The following is a 16,709-nucleotide window of genomic DNA, read 5'->3' as shown; positions in this document are numbered from 1 at the left end:
CCTATTCTTTAGATTGATAATCTTCTCCCACCACAAGAAGGCTGTTATAGGTAAGTAGTAGTACGGCAATTCTGGGGAAAACCAGAGTCTTCCCCACCTCAATTCTTTGAGGTTATTGCTCGTATCAACGCCCATATAGTACTGTGTGATAAGAGTTATACACCATCTCGTAGTTACTGAACGCTGCAAGCACACACGCTCAGGTAAGCGGCACTTTCGGATGCGTCCGAACTGAGCGAATGCTGTTTTGCGCGCCACTGAAGGAAGACGGGGCCCTTTAATGAGCTGGACAGCAGAACGTGTAGAGTTACTAACCAAACTTTGGGCAGACGGGTTAAGCGCCAGTCAAATCGCGGGGGAACTTGGCAATGTGACCCGTAATGCGGTGATTGGTAAGGTTCATCGCCTTGGTCTTTCAGGTCGCGCCAAATCGGGAGGTGGTGCAACCAAAACGAGAAAGGCACCTGCCCCAGCGGCAAGGGTCGTCACCTCAACCAAACCAACAGTGGCTGAAGCGATTGCAGCTGTTGCGCCTTCCCCAAGTCCCCGACAAATTCAACCAACGATAGCCGGTGCCAACGCCCTTAAAGTTGAACCGATTGAAGCTATCCAACCAGAAATTTCTCCAGTCCCAACCTCCGATCTCTTTATTCCGGTTTCAGAACGCGCCTCCATCCTGACATTGAATGAGCGCACCTGTAAGTGGCCGATTGGTGATCCGAGTTCTGATGACTTCTATTTCTGTGGGCGCCAGTCTGATGCGGGTACACCTTATTGTGCGCATCACCGCAGCATTGCCTATCAGCCCGTCAGCGACCGCCGCAACCGCCGCGCAAGCTAATTTGAGCTGAAAAAGCAACGTATTGAGCCGGGTCCAAAGCCCGGCTTTTTGCTGTGTTTGGTGCCGTTCTGATCTGGCGCTTGGCGCTCTGGCCTGACAACTAGTGTGTTTTAAAGGTTTGGCGGGTGACGGCGCCCCAGTATGGGTCCGTATAATTTTCTTCCAAAAACTGACCTGAGGTGTAAGTGCTGATAACAGAACGCCAAAAAGCAATGGCCTGATCAGCGCCTTCAATCTGCTTGATCTGCCAGTTACCGGGCATTTGATCAAACAACGCAGCCGCAAAGCGCTGTCCCAGTTTATGTCTGCGGAACACTGGCACCACATAAAACTCGCAGACTTCAAAGTCGTGATGATCTTGCCGCCTGATTGCAGCTAACCCGGCGGGAATATCATCATTTAAAGCCAGATAGCCGGTGATGTTGCCTTCAAGAAGCGTGTCTTTGGCAAACAAACCATCCGCGTTTGGATGTTTGTGTGTGAGAGGTGAGAACTCTGCCTCATAGGCCTGACAGAGATTGTCGTAGATATGAGCGGTCGCTCGATCAACCGTCTTGATTATCATTTGTTATCCGCATTGTTTTTGGTCTGCACCTCTGGAAGGGAGATGCAGTTTCACAATGCGCATATAGCAGAGATCAATTACCCAACAGCGAACTGGTCGTTGAAAGCGTATCCGGCGCCGCGAACGGTGCGGATCGGGTCTTTCATGCGTCCTTTGTTGATGGCTTTGCGCAGGCGGCCTACGTGGACGTCTACGGTGCGCTCATCGACATAGACATCATGCCCCCAGACACCATCCAGCAGCTGTTCACGGGAGTAAACGCGGCCAGGTGCGCTCATGAGAAACTCCAGCAGGCGGTATTCTGTGGGGCCGAGGTGGATTTCGCGGCCTGTTCTGCGCACGCGGTGGGTTTCGCGGTCGAGCTCGATGTCACCAGACTTGAGCATTGTGGAGACAACTTCTGGCAATGCACGGCGGAAGATCGCGCGAACACGGGCCATAAGTTCCGGAACGGAGAACGGTTTGACGACGTAATCGTCGGCCCCGGTTGCCAGACCGCGGATGCGCTCGGATTCTTCACCGCGCGCTGTCAGCATGATAATCGGCATGCGCTCGGTTTCTGAGCGTGCCCGCAAACGACGGCAGAGCTCGATGCCAGAGAGGCCCGGAAGCATCCAATCCAGCAGCAGCAGGTCCGGCTGGCTTTCCTGCAGCAGGACTTCCGCCTCATCTCCTCTTGCGCACACGTCAACAGTGTAGCCCTCTGCTTCAAGGTTATAGCGCAGCAGCAGGCTTAGCGGTTCTTCGTCTTCTACAATCAGTATCTTAGGCATATTAAAGTGCTCTCTTTGCACCTTCTCTTATAAAGCAATTGCGTGTGTTCTGCTCGTTATAAGTGAACACACTCTACACGGTTGTGCTCTGCGCCAGCTCGTCCGTCTTTGGACGATCTGTTGGAAGGTGGCTTCCGGAGATCATGTAGTAGATGTTTTCTGCAATATTGGTTGCATGATCACCGATGCGCTCAATATTCTTTGCGCAGAACAACAAGTGCGCGCACATGGTGATGGAACGCGGGTCTTCCATCATGTAGGTGAGCAGCTGACGGAACAGGCTTGTATAAAGCGCATCCACTTCGTCATCGCGAACATGTACGCGCTGGACAACCTCAAGATCGCCAGAGGTGTAGGCATCCAGAACGGCTTTGAGCTGTTCAAGTGCCAGATCAGACATGTGCTCAACACCCACAGCGAGCTGCTTGTTGTTGAATTCAGATTCAATCGCCAGTGTTCGCTTGCCGATGTTCTTGGCCATGTCGCCAACGCGCTCCAGATCGTTGGAGATGCGCATGGCGGCGATGATGTCGCGCAGGTCGCTTGCCATTGGCTGGCGGCGTGCGATCACGGAGATGCACAGTTCTTCCAGCTCGGCCTGCATGTTGTCCAGGCGCTGGTCGGCAGCGATGGTGCGGGTTGCCAGTTCGCGGTCCTGTCTCAGCAGTGCGGTGACAGCATCGTGAACAAGGGTTTCTGCCAGTCCGCCCATTTCAACGACACGTCCGGCCAGTTCTTTCAGCTCTTCATTGAAGGAAGAGACAATATGATCTTTCATCGGATATCTCCTTAGAGTACCGCTCTTTTATTCTTAACCAAAACGGCCTGTGATGTAATCCTGCGTGCGCTGGTCTTTTGGGTTGGTGAAGATGTCGTTGGTCAGCCCCTCTTCCACCAGATTGCCCAGATGGAAGAACGCGGTGCGCTGGGATACACGTGCGGCCTGCTGCATGGAGTGGGTTACGATAACGATGGTGTAGTTCTGGCGTAGTTCGTCCATCAGCTCTTCCACTTTCGCGGTGGCAATCGGATCGAGTGCAGAACACGGCTCATCCATCAGGATCACTTCCGGAGACACAGCGATTGCGCGCGCGATGCACAAACGCTGCTGCTGACCACCGGAAAGGCCTGTGCCCGGCTCGTCCAGACGGTCTTTCACTTCTTCAAACAAACCTGCACGCTGCAGGGAACTTGCGACGATATCTTCCAGATCCGACTTGCCTTGTGCCAGACCGTGGATGCGTGGGCCGTAAGCCACGTTCTCAAAGATTGATTTCGGGAACGGGTTTGGCTTCTGGAACACCATGCCAACACGTGCCCGCAGTTCCACCACATCAATGCGCGGGTCGTAGACATCGTCGTTGTCCAGGAGAATGTCGCCTTGCACGCGGCAGATATCGATGGTGTCGTTCATGCGGTTCAGGCAGCGCAGGAAGGTGGATTTTCCGCAACCGGACGGGCCGATCAGCGCGGTCACCTGATTTTTGCGGACATCCAGATCGACACCATGAAGGGCCTGTTTGTTGCCGTAAAACACTTTTACATCGCGGCCACGCATCTTGAGTGTTTCGCCTTCAGCTGAAATGGCTGGAGGGGCGCTCATCATTGTATTCATTGCACTCTCGGTGTCTGTGGTCATTTCCAATGCCATGATCTTGCCTTTCAAATCACCAGCGGCGCTCAAAACGTTTACGAAGGACGATTGCGATTGCATTCATCGAGATCAGGAAGCCGAGCAGCACCATGATCGCGGCAGAGGTTTTCTGCTGGAAGGCAGGTTCCGGGAAGTCTGCCCACATGAAGATCTGCACTGGCAGCACGGTAGAGGGATCAACCGGGCTTGCCGGGATGTCTACAATGAAGGCCACCATACCGATCATGAGAAGTGGTGCGGTCTCACCCAGGGCCTGCGCCATGCCGATGATGGTTCCGGTCAGGATGCCCGGCATTGCCAGTGGCAGCACATGATGGAACACAGCCTGCAAGCGGGACGCCCCGACGCCGAGTGCGGCTTCGCGGATGCTTGGTGGCACGGCCTGAAGCGCTGCACGGGAGGCGATGATGATGGTTGGCAGGGTCATGAGCGCCAGCACCATACCGCCGACGACCGGCGCCGATCTCGGCAGACCGAAGACGTTGAGGAACACCGCCAGACCAAGCAAACCAAACACAATGGACGGCACGGCAGCCAAGTTGTTGATGTTCACCTCAATCAGATGTGTCCAGCGGTTCTTTGGTGCGAACTCTTCCAGATAGATTGCAGCGGACACACCAATTGGGAACGAGAGGGACAGTGTGACGAGCATGGTCCAGAAGGAACCAACGGCTGCGCCCCAAATGCCTGCCATCTCCGGTTCACGGCTTGCGCCGGACTTGAAGAAGATAGAGTTCCACTCGTTTGCAACTGTGCCTTTGGAGACCAGATAGTCGGTGTAGGCGATCTCTTTATCTGAGAATTTGCGGAAAGATTCTGGCGTTTCCAGCTCTTCAATGCCCCACTGGCCAGCAGGCACGGCAGCATCCGTAGACAGCGGAATAAAGGCTGTTCCGGTGACGCTGGTCGGTGTTACCTTTTCTGCTTTAATGGTTCCGCCGTTCACCTCTACGAAGAAGCTTGGCATGTTGGCGTTGAGTGTGCCGCCCGTGCCAATGTTGGCAAGATGGCCATGCAGAGTAACCAGCTCAGCTTTTTGTTTCTCCAGAGCGCTCATGATCTTGACCAGAGCAGCTTTGTTACCTTCAACCTCAGAGGTCAGGCGCTGTGCAACAAGAGGATCTTTCTCGTTGGCCAAGCGGGTCTCCAAGCCTGCGATCTTGGTTTTCACGCTGATTTCTGATCGGCCACGCGCTTCGATCTTGCCTGTCAGCAGTTCGATTTCACGATCATAATAGGTCTTCAACGCCGCAAGGATCTGCTCAAACTCAGGCTTCTGCGCACTGATGGTCACCTGACCGTCCGTGCCGGAAACTGTTGCTGCGCTTGAGGTGGCGATCTCGGTTTTCTTTGTGATCAGGCCCTTGACATAAAGATCGGCAAAATCAGAGAGCGGGATCGCAACCGGGCCAGTCTCACCCAGCATGGATGGATCGGCTATTGCTTGCTTTTGCAGCGTGACATTGGCACCGGAGGACACCAGAGAATAGAGCACACGGCGGTTTTTCCGGTCAGAAGCGAATGGCAATTCAGCCTTCAGTCCGTCGCGAATGATCTTGTTGTAGCTTGCGCCCGCCGGATTGGCAGGATCGACCTTTTCTGCGCTCAGATTGAGCGGTACACTTACGTAGTTGTAAGTGAAGGCAGGCAAGCCTGAGCCGACAATTGTGAAGAGCAACAGAACCAGAAATGTTGCGGCCAGTGCGATGGCACCCATGCCGTAAGCCTTGAAGCGCGCTTCCATGCTGTAGCGCTTTTTCAGGCGCTTGCGAGCTTCGTCTGTCGTATGGACGCCGGAAGGAATGCCTTTGACACGCCCGCCAATGGCAGAACCGGCAATGTCCTGAGCGATATCAATCATACTGTTCCCTATATTTCTTCACGACGCGCAGAGCGAAGATGTTCAGAGCAAGTGTGATGCAGAAGAGGAGAAGACCAAGTGCAAATGCAGCGAGTGTTTTCGCGCTGTCGAATTCCTGGTCACCGACCAGCAAGGTGACGATTTGCACGGTCACGGTTGTTACAGCCTCCAGCGGGTTTGCCGTTATGTTTGCGGCAAGCCCTGCAGCCATCACCACGATCATGGTTTCACCAATGGCGCGGGAGATGGCGAGGATCAGAGCGGACACGATGCCCGGAAGAGCGGCTGGCAGAACAACCCGGCGGATTGTTTCCGACTTGGTGGCACCAAGACCGGCAGAGCCATCGCGCAGTGACTGCGGCACCGCGTTGATCACGTCATCAGAAAGGGAGGAGACGAACGGAATGATCATAATGCCCATGACAAGCCCAGCGGCCAGTGCAGATTCTGAACTGACTGACAGGCCGATGCTTTCGCCCCAGCCACGGATAAAGGGTGCCACAGTCAACGCCGCGAAGAAGCCGTAGACCACGGTTGGAATACCAGCCAGAATTTCCAGAACCGGCTTTGCAATGGCGCGCACTGGCGTGCTTGCATAATCGGAGAGGTAAATTGCGGAGAGCAGACCAACAGGTGCGGCCACGAAAATAGCAATTGCCGTGATCAGCATGGTGCCAACCAGAAGCGGGATTGCACCGAAGATTTCAGTATTGGCTTCGCCGTGCTCAGCCCCTGCCCCTTCAAAGGCGCTTTGCGGGCTCCAGTGAGTTCCGAAGACGAAGTCCAGAATTGGGATCTGGCGGAAGAACATCAAGCTTTCGAAGATAAGCGAGAGAACGATGCCGATGGTGGTGAAGATCGCAACAGCGGAGCACAAGATCAGCAACCCCATGACGGTGCGCTCTACAAAATGACGGGCTCGCATCGCCGGTGCGATGGTGCGATTGCCGTACCACAGACCACCAGCAACCAAGGCGATGATCAGTGCTGTTTTCAGAAAAAGGGAAGTTTGCGCGAGCGAGCTGAACACTTCTGCCGCCTGCTCTTTGCCAGCATCTGAGAAGGCCACAATGCCGCCGAATGCGATGGCGCGCGCGTCCCGCAGAAATGCCTGAAGTTCTGCTTTGGACAGCCCTTCGACAATCTCGGCCTTTGCACTGATAACCATTGTATCAAGCAAGCGCGGCTCAACGACTGCCCATGCAATCAAAAGGACAAATGCTGGAAGAGCGGCCAGAATGGCCAAGTATCCACCATGGTAGCTTGGACGGGAATGCAGTGCAGAGAGCTGATGACCAGCAACCTGCATCGCCCGGAAACGCCCGTAGACATTCGCGGTTACGAAGACCAGTAGAAGAAGGGCAGCGTAAGTCCAGAACATTTGTTGTTTCGCCTTATCTGGCTTTAATTTTTGGAGGATGCAGGAAAGCGGTCAGCTGGACATGCTGACCGCTTTCTTAGCGTTTGCAATTAGAATGCAAGTGGTGTCAGCGCTGATGCAGATTTAGAAACTGCTGCACGGTCAGCTGCTGGCATCGGGATCAGACCTTTGTCAGCCAGGTAACCTTCGTCACCCCAAGTGTCTTCATTGGTGAACTCACCAAGGTATTCAGCGATACCTGGGATTACGCCAACGTGCTCTTTCTTGATGTAGAAGTACAAGGAGCGGGACACTGGGTAGTCGCCTGCAGCAATTGCATCAAATGTTGGAGCAACGCCTGCAATGTTTGCGCCCTGGATCTTGTCAGCGTTCTGATCAAGGAAGGAGAAACCGAAGATGCCGAGTGCATTCGGGTTCGCATCCAGTTTCTGAACGATCAAGTTGTCGTTTTCACCAGCTTCGATGTACGCGCCGTCTTCACGGACTTCGTGACACGCTTTTTTCTTCAGACCGAGGTCAGCAGCACCTGGCACCATTTTACAACCGCCCTGCATTGCCAGCTCAGCAAATGCGTCACGGGTACCGGATGTTGGTGGAGGGCCAAGCACTTCGATCTTCGAGTTAGGAAGGGAAGGATCGATGTCTGCCCAGGTCTGGTATGGGTTTGCAACCAGTTTGCCGTCCACTGGAACTTCTTTCGCAAGCGCGAGGAAGATCTGAGCCAGTGTCAGGTCCAGCTGAGTGCCAGCCTTGGAGTTCGCAAGAACGATGCCGTCGAAACCGACAGTAACTTCTACTGGGGTTACGCCAGCTTCATTACACTTCACCAGCTCCTTGCCTTTCATGCGGCGGGAAGCATTGGTGATGTCAGGAGTGTTTTCGCCAACGCCTTCACAGAAGAGCTTGATGCCGCCACCTGAACCAGTGGATTCAACAACTGGTGTTTTGAAGTTTGTCTTCTGACCAAACTGCTCAGCTACAGCTGTTGCAAATGGGAAAACAGTGGAAGAACCAACGATCTGAATCTGATCACGAGCCTGTGCGGAACCAGCAGCAATGGTACCTGCGAGAGCGAGCGCTGCAACGCTTGCGAATGCCTTGATTTTCACCTGAAGTCTCCTGGGAGTCTTGGTTTTAAAAAACTGTTTAACTACGTTCACCTCACAGCACCCCGGCTGCGAGCTGGCTGTAACCTAGCGTTTGGCTGTGATGGTTATATGAACGTTGCGTATCAGTTTTATGACATTGCAAGTATTTGAATTTATTATATTATTTTAATCGATATCATTTTCATCATAAATAACAGCACCGGGTATGAACACGCGGAAGCAGGCGCCTTCATCTAGTTTGCTCTCAATTTCCAGGCGAGCCCTGTGCCTTGTCAGAATGTGTTTTACGATGGCCAGACCGAGACCTGTCCCCTTCATCTGACGGGAGGTGACAACGTCAACCCGATAGAAACGCTCGGTTAACCGCGGCAGGTGCTCAGGATCAATACCCGGACCGAAGTCGCGGACCTCTGCAATCCAATGTGGTGTCTCAGTAGAATCAGGGTCCAGACGGCATGTGACATCGACTCGCCCCCCGCTGGAACCGTATTTCAATGCGTTTTCGATGAGATTGCTGAAGACCTGAACGAGTTCGTCCTTCTCACCGCGAATCTCGGCAGGTTCCTCAGGTACATTCACATTCACCTCAACTCCCGATTCTTTCGCGACCGGGAGCAAAGTTTCTACAGAATGACGCATGATCAGGCTGAGATCCACGAGGGTTTCCGGCTGAACGTGCACCTTCATCTCAATGCGGGACAGGGACAGCAGGTCGTCAATGAGGCGGCGCATGCGCTCTGCCTGATCCAGCATAATGCCGAGGAACTGGTCCTGTGCCTTCGGGTCGCCCTTGGCTGGGCCCTGCAAGGTCTCAATGAAGCCTGTCAGAGACGCCAGCGGGGTGCGCAGCTCGTGGGAGGCGTTGGCGACAAAGTCGGCCCGCATACGCTCCAGGCGGCGGGCTTCGGTCAGATCGCGAATGACAACGAGAATGAGACCCGGGCGTCCGCGGGGGACGGCGAGGTTTCCGCTGGAGACGGACCAGAGCGGCGCGATGTGCGCTTCCAGCCAGAGTTCCATCGGCACCTTCTCGGTCCAGTCGATGACTTCTGTAGAGCCGCCATTGGAGACACGGTCCAGCGCTTCCAGCAGCGATGGCGCGCGGATGCGGAAGGATAGAGGATCGCCAACTGCAATGGTGCCGAAGCGGCGCTGTGCAGCGAGGTTCACGTATTGGGTGGTGCCGCGATAATCGACGACAAAGCACGGGTCTGGCAGGGCGTTGACGGCGGACTTCATGCCGCGGTCGACGATCTCGCTGGCTTCCTTGCGGCTGACACCGCTTGGTGCTTTGACCTTGGTGCGGCTTTTCATACCGCCGCCGATGACCAGAACAAAAATGAGGGCGTATGCGAAGAACGAGGCCCAGACGGGTACGTCGAAGGCTATGGAGAAGAGAGCAAAAATGCCGGCAGATGCCAGAAGGATCCAGCGCACATCAACGGGTTTGCGATAAACCGCACGCCGGTTGAGACCTAATCTCAACGGCTCCTGATTGGCCTGCTTTTCTTCCTTGTCGGTATCCAGGGACATACGTGCCACTCTCTAAACGCCGCTGTGCGTTTACGTTGTTTTTCTTTCAAGACTGGCCGAGAATTTAACAGGGCCAGCATGACATTCTCGCGACGGCGGCACCTCATTTCTTCAGTTTTCCCAACTGGAGATTGTCAAAGACGTAGCGAAACCAAGGATCTTAGAGGGCCTGCGCCCAAGGGCAAACGATGTTTATCCGCTGAGATCGTATCGACGAGTTGCTGCGGTTATATATTTAGCAGGTTTAACAAATCAAGCAGAAGAGAAGCTGAGGAATAATAATTAATCGGCAAACCTTCATTTGCGGCAGTGCAGACGTCATGCAACCATCATGTTTAGCGTTTAGTGCTCAATTGAAGTGCAGTGTCCTCCCTCTCTTACCTTTGGTAATTGTATTTAAATGGCCTGCGTCTTTAAATAGGTCTTGCGAGCGGTGTTCGGCATCTATGATTGGACCGCTTTTGTAGGGTGTAACGAAGGGCGAACGATGGAAGAGATTCTCGAAAAGCTGGAAGCTGCGATTGCACGGAAGGATTGGGCGATAGCGGAAAAGTACATTCTTCTCATGCTGGAGGAGGATGAGACCAACCCGAGCCTTTGGTACAACCTTGGCCTTGTACGCCGCCGTGCGGGCAACAATGTGCAGGCTCTTGAGAATTTCGAGAAGACACTGGACCTCAACCCACAACACAAAGGCGCGATGTTTGAACGGGCTGCGGCTTGTCTGGACATGGAGGATTTCACCGCAGCGCTCAATGACTTTGCCGAGTTCACCGCCGCCTACCCTGATGATAGCGATGGATTGCTGAACCTTGCCCGCATCGCGCTGCACATGGAGGTTCCGGACCTGGCCCTGCAAGCCTTCCAAAAGCGGGCTGAGTTGGAAAACGATGCTGAGAACGTTCTTGGCGCGGCAGAAGCCATGCAGATGCAGGGCAATAATGAGGGCATCGACATGTTGCGCCGGTTGTTTGCCAACAATCCGCCTGTTCGGCCTGAATTGCTGAAAATTATGAGCCAAGGATCATTCGGGCGCGTGCCGTTGAACTCTAAGGCAATACTTCCTTAGAGTAGCCTTTCCCTCACCTGCCTTCTAAGCCTCAACGGAGCGCTTGGCACGGACAGATTTGCGGTAGTGACCCGGTTCTGCCTGCAGTTTACCTTGTGTGTCCAGATGGGTTTCGAACTCAGCTTCATCCATCGGAGCACAATCTAACTCCAACGCCTCACGCTTAAATGGGAAGGCCTGCGCTATCGGCGTGCCTGCTTTTAGCGTGCCTTCGAACTTTGGGTCTTTCCAAAGCGCTGGAAAATGAACAAAGCCACCTTTGAAGCGGTCACAATCCACCACTCCGGCCAGTGTCCTGAACGGCAGTTCTTCGCGGTTAAGCGGATGAGTGAAGAGCAGCGAGATGCCTTCAGGGGCTTCGATACTCCAGAAGTTGTTGAGCTTGATGATGAAATCGCCCGGGTTCGTGCCCAGCGGTGCACCGGTTGCCTGTTCTGGCACATGCAGGCCGATGGGTGATCGGGTTTGTTGTGCTTTTGGTGAGACGGGCTTCGGCCAGTGCCATGAGAACTCGCCGTCTTTCATCGTCACATCACAGGGCAACTTGAATAGGATACCCGTTGAAAAGCCATCAATGATCGGCGGGCAGTGCTTAAGCGTGCGTACCTGTTCGCTGCCCAGCAACTCGCTTTCGACCGTTGACGGGATGTCTTTCAACCAGTCGGGCAAAGCTGCCTTTGCTTCTACAGGCTCTGGGATATGTCCATGTAGTTCTGGCAGGCAACGAAACTTGAGCTTCATGAAGGCTCCTAAATGCGTCTCTTAATCTGAAATCCAGCGCCCACTTCTCAGTGATACGCCTTAGATTTTCACGATGGCAGTTTTCAGCTTGTTCAGGCAGTAGGCCCACCCGGCGCTGGAGTTCATGGCACGCAGGTATTCCCGCCAGCCGTCTCCGTAGCGCTCGAAATGACTATGCACCAGTTTGAGCTGCGTTCCACCCTCAACATCTGAAAACTGAATTGTGACGATACCAGCTTTTTGCGGGTCTTCAATCAGCAGACGTTTGGGCGAGATCTGCCAGGCAAGGACAATCTTGCTGCCCTCCTCCAGCTCCTGAATGGTGCCCCAATGCAGGCGCCTGCCGTCTTCCACATCTTCAAAACACGAACCGCCCACCAGTGGCTCGATGCCGAGTACACCCTCAGGTGCAAACCTGTACTCTGCGGGCCACCAGGCGTCGATTTTCTCCAGAAAGCACGCATAGGCGCTTTGAGTTGATGCAGGCAGAATCACCTCTGCCTTGCATAGTGAAAATTGCTCCAAGACGCCCGTTTCGCCTGATGTCATCGCATCCCCCAATTACACTCAACCGCGTCCCTTCCTACGGCGAGCCATCACGTAGACTGTAGCAGCAATTATCGTAATTGCTACAAAGAGAACACCGATGACATTGATGACAGGGGATATGCCAAACCGCATGCGCGCCCCAATCTCCGTGACCAGTGTCCAGCTTGGGCCAATGGCAAAGAAGGTGGTGTTGTAGTTCTCAATAGACTGCAGGAACGAGATTGCAGCAGCTGTGAGAATGGTCGGCATGAGGAATGGCAGTGTGATCTTGCGGAACACAAAGAACGAGGAGGCTCCCAGATCCAACGCCGCTTCTTCCTGCACGATATCCTGCCGTTGCAGGCGTGCCATGAACATGAGCATGCAGTAGGAGGCGATGAAGCTGGACTGCGCAATAGTTGCGGTCAGCAGGCCACCTTCCACCCCGAAGGCATCCCGCCAGAAGATGAGCGTGGTTGCCCCCAGCACGATGCCCGGTGTGAGCATAGGCGACACCAGCACGGTGTAGAGGAATGTGGTGGCTTGGGATTGCAGGCGTGTGAGCAATAAAGCCCCAGCCAATCCAAGTGGGATTGAGATGACGATGACGCCCAGCGCGATAATCAGCGAATGCCATAACCCGTCTATGAAACGCTGATCCTCTGGCAGTGCACGAAACCAGTCCAGCGTGAAGCCTTGCCAGTCGATGACAGAGGGGGTTGGTGATGCGTTAAAGGCTGCAATCACCATGAAGATCATGGGCAGGAACATGTAGGCGAAGAAGATCACCAGATAGCCATTGAGGATGGTGGCGGCCCAATCAATAGGAGATTTCACCTGTTCTTTCATGGCGCCGCTTTCAAGTGTTGTTGTTGTCATTTCGCGATGTCCCGAATGCCGACGCGGAAGACCCACATGTTGAACAGAATGAAGACGATACAGGCCACTAGCAATGCCAGCGAATAGGCGGCGCCCTGATTCCAGCTGTCTGCCTCAAAGAAACGGCGATAAATCACCTGAGAGAACCAGTCGGGGTGCAGGCCACGGCCCACAGCACTTGGAACGGCGATGGAACCCGCAGAGAGCATGAAGGTCATGATCGCGCCAACGGCAATACCGGGTTTGGCATGCGGGAGAACCACCCGCCAGTGAATACGCCATGTGGACGCGCCCAGATCCTTTGCCGCTTCGATCTGGTTTTTGTCGAGCGTATCAACCGTGTTGTAAATTGGGAAAACCATGAAGAGCACGTAGGCGTAGACCATTACGGTGAACACGGCGCCATTGGAGGCAACAAAGCGGAAGCCTTCGCCAGCTTCCATGTTGATGATGCCCAGCAGGTCCAGCAGACCGTTGAGCACGCCTTGCTTTTCCAGGATCATGATCCACGAGAAGATGCGCAGCAGCTCGTTGATTGCGTAGGGGATCAGCAGGCCAAGCATCAGGATTGCGAGCTTGTTGCGGTTCGTGGTCATCGCAACGGCGTAGGCCACTGGATAGCACAGTGCAAACGCCAGAATGGTCACACAGAGCGCATAGATGATGGTGGCAAGGAAGATTTGGAAATGCACAGAACTCATCATGGTGAAGTTCTTGAGCGAATAAGAGGTGTCCAAGCCGACAGCGTCTGTCGTGGATTTCTCAGTTATTTCCAGCGCAGCAATCTGGGTTTCTAGTTCACCCTTTTGCGCTAGTAACGGTGCTTCTTCGGCCTCAATTTCAGCAAGACTGCGGCTTACCGCGCTTGTGTTGCCTGCTGATGGTGCGCCAAACGGGTTCAGGCCTGATGTATCGTTTGCTTCTGGTACTGACGGCGTTCCGAATGGATTGAGGCCGGAGGTATCATCAGAGGGTGACGGTGTACCAAACGGATTGAGTGCGGAGGCACTGTCTTGCTGGGGAACAGTGGACGTGCCAGCGATCAGGTCTTCTTTTTCGGCCTGAAGCTCTACCAGTCTGGTGTTGATCTGGAACACGTCTTCATAGGCGCGGTCAATTTCCAGCGCCAGCGTTGCTGCCGCTCCGCCCCTGTCTTCATAGGTGAAGGCGCGGTCGATCATGGACATTTGTGGCAGCACAATCAGCACCACAATCCAGATCGCAGCCAGACCTATAAAGAGTGTGGTCAGGCCTTTGCCGTAACTCTTGATCAGACTATTCACTGGCCAGCTCTCCCGGACGCATCACAACGGCATCTTGCGCAGCAAACCAGAGTTTCTGGTCTGCACCCAGAGGCTGATGGGTCTGCTCAACATTGGTCACATGGATTGCAACAGGCTGGTCCCCTGCCCGCATATGGAGGTTCACAAAAGGGCCTTCCATGTCGCGGCGCTCCAGAATTGCGGAGAGGCCGTTTTGCTGGCCCTGCTTTTCTTCTAGGGTCATTCGCTCAGGACGCACGAAGAGGATGGCCTCCTCTCCTTCATTCAAGCCGTGTGCGTTCTGGCCAAAGAGCTTGCCTTGCGATGTTTCCAGAATTGCGAAGTCACCTTCTTTGCCAATGACTTTGCCTTTGAAGATGTTCTGCTCACCCACAAAGCTTGCCACAAATGGCGTTTTGGGGTGCGCGTAAATCTCGTCAGAGGTGGCGACCTGTTCCACCACGCCTTTGTTCATGACCGCAACACGGTCTGACATGGTCAGTGCTTCACCCTGATCGTGCGTGATGTAGATGAAGGTTACACCCGTTTTGCGCTGCAGGTCTTTCAGTTCAGCGCGCATGTGCTGGCGAAGTTTAAGATCAAGTGCGGAGAGCGGCTCATCGAGCAGGAGCACAGAGGGCTCAACTGCAAGGGCGCGGGCGATGGCAACGCGCTGGCGCTGTCCGCCTGATAATGCTGTTGGCAGTTTGTCGCCCTGACCATCCAGCGCGACCAGAGACAAAAGCTCCTGCGCCTTTTCCAGCCGGGTCTTTTTTGCGATGCCGCGTGCTTCAAGACCGAAGGCAATGTTGTCTCGCACGCTCATGAGCGGAAATAACGCAAGGTTCTGAAAGATCAGAGCGGTTGGTCTGGCATTTGCACGGATGCCGGACATGTCTTTTTCGCCGATCACGACACGGCCTTGTGAGGGAGTAAGAAAGCCGGAGATCATGCGCAAAATGGTTGTTTTGCCACAACCAGACGGGCCGAGGATGGAGAAAAACTCACCAGCGTTGATCTTAAGGTCAGTGGGCTGGACGGCGACGAAATCGCCAAATTTCATGGAGAGGTTTTCAAGAATTACATCATTGCCGTGCATGAAGTGCCTATTGCTTCGCTTCAATCTCTTAAAGATTGGAAATTCAGAGGTTTTCTGCGTGCCTGACATTTTGACCAGTGCACAGTCCGTGCTCGCAAGGTGCGCAGTTTTGCTGCTGCATTTCTTAGGAGCGGATGTGCAAAGCGCGGCTGATGCCGCGCTTTGCTTTCAACGCCCTTAAGCGTTGGTGATCTTGTCAACATATTCCTGACGCAGCGGAGCGAACCACGGCGTATCTGCCGGGTACCACCACAGGTTCGCCAGCGTGTCGTTGTTGTAGATTTCCAGGAACTGCTTCTTGTAGGTTTCGCCTGCATGGTTTGCAGCGCCAACAACAGCGGAGTTGTAACCGGTGTTTGAGCTGAACATGCCTGCCATTTCCGGATCAAGCATCGCATTGATGAAGGCGTAGGCTTGTTCTGTGTTGGCTGCACCGCTTGGAATGCCCATGGAATCCATCCAGGTCATGCCACCCTCTTTTGGCATGCGGTACTTCCATTTTGCATCTTCACGGCTGAGCAGCAGACCGGTTGTGTCCCATGTCTGACCGATAGACGCGCCAGCCTGTTTGAAGGCGTTTGTTGCTTCGGTTGCGTTGTTCCAGAACGCAGCAATATTTTCTTTGCGCTCAATGATGAACTTGGCCACTTCATCCCAAACGCGGCGGGCGTCTTCCTCGGTCTTGTAAACATCGAGCATACGATCAGATTTCACTTTGCCGATTGCATCGAGGTATAGGCCAGTGCCGATCAGAGCGGACTTCTGACGGAAGGCAGCCTTGCCTTTTGCTTCCGGTGCCCAGAGGGAGCCGAAGGAAACTTCGTCGTTTGACAACGGGAATACGGAGCTGTCGAAGGTGATTGCCTCTGTGCCCCAGTCGAATGGCAGCAGCATACGCTTGCCACGGTAGGTGCCGCCCAGCTTCACGCTGTCGCGCAGCATGGAAGGCACAACAGCATCAACCTTGAGCTTGCTCTCATCAAGAGGTGCCAGCAGGTCATCCGGGTAGTAATTAGCACCGTTGGTGATGGACGGGAAGATCACGTCAAAGCCCTTGCCGCCAGCTGCTTTCAGCTTCTGCTCAGCTTCATCGTTGGAACCAAAGGTGGACAGGTTGATCTTGATGCCTGTGTCACCTTCAAACTTCTTGATCATGTTGTCCTGAACGTAATCGCCCCATGCGAACACATTCACCTGACCAGAAGATGCCAGCGCATCAGAGGCCTTCAAAATTGCAGGAGCGGCAATCGCAGCAGCGGAGGCTGCGGCAGTGCCTTTTATAACCGAACGACGAGAGATAGACATTTACGGACCCTCAAGAGACAAAGAATTCTTAATAGCAACCGAGGCGCGATACTTAGATTCGGCGCCCCTCCGGTTCCATCACCTAGGCAGCTAACTGCAACCTGTGACA

Annotated in this window: 16 protein-coding genes; 2 read left to right on the top strand and 14 right to left on the bottom strand. The window is 54.1% G+C overall.

The window, feature by feature from the left end:
- Positions 1-280: 280 nt before the first annotated feature.
- Entirely contained in the window at positions 281-841 is a 561-nt protein-coding gene (locus PsAD13_RS08920) for a GcrA family cell cycle regulator (RefSeq protein ID WP_057464919.1), read from the top strand.
- Between the two features lie 100 nt (positions 842-941).
- On the opposite strand, the gene PsAD13_RS08915 is transcribed toward PsAD13_RS08920, so the two are convergent.
- The 8 genes from PsAD13_RS08915 to PsAD13_RS08880 form a co-directional block, all read right to left on the bottom strand.
- Complete coding sequence (locus PsAD13_RS08915) at positions 942-1,406, bottom strand: GNAT family N-acetyltransferase (RefSeq protein WP_063317905.1); 465 nt, start codon at positions 1,404-1,406, stop codon at positions 942-944.
- 77 nt (positions 1,407-1,483) lie between these two features.
- Positions 1,484-2,179, bottom strand: a complete 696-nt coding sequence (gene phoB, locus PsAD13_RS08910; protein WP_063287300.1) for a phosphate regulon transcriptional regulator PhoB — start codon at positions 2,177-2,179, stop codon at positions 1,484-1,486.
- A gap of 73 nt (positions 2,180-2,252) precedes the next feature.
- A complete protein-coding gene (gene phoU, locus PsAD13_RS08905; protein WP_057464916.1) occupies positions 2,253-2,957 on the bottom strand; it encodes a phosphate signaling complex protein PhoU in 705 nt (234 codons plus the stop codon).
- 33 nt (positions 2,958-2,990) lie between these two features.
- Entirely contained in the window at positions 2,991-3,794 is an 804-nt protein-coding gene (gene pstB / locus PsAD13_RS08900) for a phosphate ABC transporter ATP-binding protein PstB (RefSeq protein ID WP_063295624.1), read from the bottom strand.
- A 52-nt stretch (positions 3,795-3,846) separates the two neighbouring features.
- Complete coding sequence (gene pstA / locus PsAD13_RS08895) at positions 3,847-5,694, bottom strand: phosphate ABC transporter permease PstA (RefSeq protein ID WP_063306599.1); 1,848 nt, start codon at positions 5,692-5,694, stop codon at positions 3,847-3,849.
- On the bottom strand, positions 5,687-7,075 hold the full coding sequence (gene pstC, locus PsAD13_RS08890) for a phosphate ABC transporter permease subunit PstC (protein WP_063317904.1): 1,389 nt from the start codon (positions 7,073-7,075) through the stop codon (positions 5,687-5,689). The genes pstA and pstC overlap by 8 nt, the downstream gene beginning before the upstream one ends.
- An 89-nt stretch (positions 7,076-7,164) precedes the next feature.
- The gene (locus PsAD13_RS08885; protein ID WP_057464914.1) at positions 7,165-8,184 is read right to left on the bottom strand and encodes a PstS family phosphate ABC transporter substrate-binding protein; all 1,020 of its coding nucleotides are present in this window, start codon (positions 8,182-8,184) and stop codon (positions 7,165-7,167) included.
- A gap of 165 nt (positions 8,185-8,349) precedes the next feature.
- Complete coding sequence (locus tag PsAD13_RS08880; protein WP_063317903.1) at positions 8,350-9,717, bottom strand: ATP-binding protein; 1,368 nt, start codon at positions 9,715-9,717, stop codon at positions 8,350-8,352.
- Positions 9,718-10,204: 487 nt separating this feature from the next.
- Between PsAD13_RS08880 and PsAD13_RS08875 the strand changes: the two genes are divergently transcribed.
- Complete coding sequence (locus PsAD13_RS08875; protein ID WP_057464912.1) at positions 10,205-10,786, top strand: tetratricopeptide repeat protein; 582 nt, start codon at positions 10,205-10,207, stop codon at positions 10,784-10,786.
- 24 nt (positions 10,787-10,810) lie between these two features.
- Here the strand turns inward: PsAD13_RS08875 and PsAD13_RS08870 are convergent, their stop codons facing one another.
- From PsAD13_RS08870 to PsAD13_RS08840, 6 genes are all read right to left on the bottom strand, one after another.
- Positions 10,811-11,527, bottom strand: a complete 717-nt coding sequence (locus tag PsAD13_RS08870; protein WP_063317902.1) for a hypothetical protein — start codon at positions 11,525-11,527, stop codon at positions 10,811-10,813.
- A gap of 60 nt (positions 11,528-11,587) precedes the next feature.
- Positions 11,588-12,076, bottom strand: coding sequence for an SRPBCC family protein (locus tag PsAD13_RS08865; protein WP_063317901.1), 489 nt, complete (start codon positions 12,074-12,076; stop codon positions 11,588-11,590).
- A gap of 18 nt (positions 12,077-12,094) precedes the next feature.
- A complete protein-coding gene (locus tag PsAD13_RS08860; protein WP_063287293.1) occupies positions 12,095-12,934 on the bottom strand; it encodes an ABC transporter permease in 840 nt (279 codons plus the stop codon).
- Entirely contained in the window at positions 12,931-14,217 is a 1,287-nt protein-coding gene (locus PsAD13_RS28295; RefSeq protein WP_063317900.1) for an ABC transporter permease subunit, read from the bottom strand. The genes PsAD13_RS08860 and PsAD13_RS28295 overlap by 4 nt, the downstream gene beginning before the upstream one ends.
- A complete protein-coding gene (locus PsAD13_RS08850; RefSeq protein ID WP_057464909.1) occupies positions 14,210-15,295 on the bottom strand; it encodes an ABC transporter ATP-binding protein in 1,086 nt (361 codons plus the stop codon). The genes PsAD13_RS28295 and PsAD13_RS08850 overlap by 8 nt, the downstream gene beginning before the upstream one ends.
- 177 nt (positions 15,296-15,472) lie before the next feature.
- A complete protein-coding gene (locus PsAD13_RS08840; protein ID WP_063317898.1) occupies positions 15,473-16,600 on the bottom strand; it encodes an extracellular solute-binding protein in 1,128 nt (375 codons plus the stop codon).
- Positions 16,601-16,709 lie beyond the last annotated feature (109 nt).

The sequence above is a fragment of the Pseudovibrio sp. Ad13 genome (assembly GCF_001623225.1).
Classification (GTDB): Bacteria; Pseudomonadota; Alphaproteobacteria; order Rhizobiales; family Stappiaceae; genus Pseudovibrio.
The sequence above is the reverse complement of the archived record's forward strand: the minus strand, read 5'-3'. Positions and strand labels throughout refer to the sequence as shown.